Below are 1,581 nucleotides of genomic sequence, written 5' to 3'. Positions count from 1 at the left end.
GTATCCATTCAGGCTCGTCGTTGATCGTGTCGGGTTTGGGGTAGACGCGCCGGTTTCTGGATGAGTCGGGGTGTTGCGGGGCTGTGTTCGTAGTTTGAGGGGGTGTCCTCCTCTGGTGACTCCGATGGCCTCAGCCGTGAGGAGTTGCTGGCCGCGTTAGCCGAGCAGGACGCTGTGATCGCGGCGCTGCTGGCCGAGATCGAGCAGTTGAAGCGGCGGGTGGGGATGGACTCTTCGAACTCGTCGATGCCGCCGGGATCGGATGGTCCGGCGGGGCGGACCAAACGAGCGAAGAAGCCCAGGAAGCCTTCGCCCCGGCCACGGGGTGGGCAGGCCGGGCATGAGGGTCACCATCTGGAGTGGCGAGCCGAACCGGACCGGGTCACCATCGTGGCCCCGCACGCATGCGTCGAGTGCGGCCGGGCGTTGGCCGGCGTGGCGGGGCAGGTCGCCGCCAGAGTGCAGGTGTTCGATACGCCGCCGGTGAAACTCCAGGTGAGCGAGTATCGGATGCTTAAGGTGAGCTGCCCTGGCTGCCGTCGGGTGGTTCAGGCCGCCACGCCGCCGGGGATGGCCGGGCCGTGCTGCTACGGCCCGAACGTACGAGCGGCGACGGCGCTGCTGGCCTGTAACGGCCACATGAGCATCACCCGCGCCGCCGATCTGATGAGCGTGTTGCTGGACGCGCAGGTCTCGGCCGGGTTCACCGGCGGCCTGCTGCCCCGGATCGCCACCCGGCTGGGCGGGTTCGAGGCGGCGCTGAAGGAGCGGCTACGGGCGGCACCGGTCCTGCATCACGACGAGACCCCGGCCCGGGTGGCCGGCGATGACGACGACCGGCTGCTGTATATCTACACCGCCCGCGCCGGCAAGCTGATCTGGTTCGGTGCCGCGGCCGGCCGCGGCCACGCCGAGCTGGACGGCTTCAAGATTCTGCCCGGCTACCGCGGCACCCTGGTCCGCGACGACTATGCGGCGTATGCCAAGTACGACAAGGACCTGACCGCGGTGCAACTGTGCTGCGCCCACTTATTGCGGGCGCTACGCGGCATCGGCGAGTTGGACGCCGATGACAGCCGGGTCCAGCGCTGCTGGACCCAACCTGCCGCGCGAGCCCTGACCGACGCCAAGGCCGCGGTCGACAAGGCCCGCGCCGACGGCGCCACCGCTCTCGACTCCGAGATCTTGGACGCCTTGCGCGCCCGCTACGACGACGCGGTGACCTGGGGCATGGCCACCAACGCCCACCGGGACTGGCCCACCGGACGACATCCCGGCTACACCCTGGCCAAACGCCTCCAGGCCCGCGCCGCCCAGGTCTGGCGTTTCGCCGTCGACTTCACGGTGCCCTTCACCAACAACCCCGCTGAGCAGCCGCAACGCATGGTGAAACTCCAGATGAAGATCGGCGGCTGCTGGCGCAGCGTGCGCACCGCCGCCCGCTACTGCCTCATCCGCTCCTACCTCGGCACCGCCCGCAACCACGGCATCCATCCCCTGGATGCTCTCCGCGACGCGCTCGCCGGGAATCCCTGGATGCCGCCACAAACCGCCTGATCAATCACAGGCCTGAATGGATAC

Annotated in this window: 1 protein-coding gene; it reads left to right on the top strand. The window is 69.1% G+C overall.

The genetic code is table 11. The features are described 5' to 3' along the window. The first annotated feature begins 102 nt into the window (after positions 1-102). Positions 103-1,557, top strand: coding sequence for an IS66 family transposase (gene tnpC / locus ACTWQA_RS58870; protein WP_443167474.1), 1,455 nt, complete (start codon positions 103-105; stop codon positions 1,555-1,557). The last annotated feature ends 24 nt before the right edge of the window (positions 1,558-1,581 follow it).

The organism is Nonomuraea sp. 10N515B (genome assembly GCF_052245915.1).
Classification (GTDB): domain Bacteria; phylum Actinomycetota; class Actinomycetes; order Streptosporangiales; family Streptosporangiaceae; genus Nonomuraea.
Note: the sequence above shows the minus strand (reverse complement) of the source record. Positions and strands in the feature narration are given on the sequence as shown.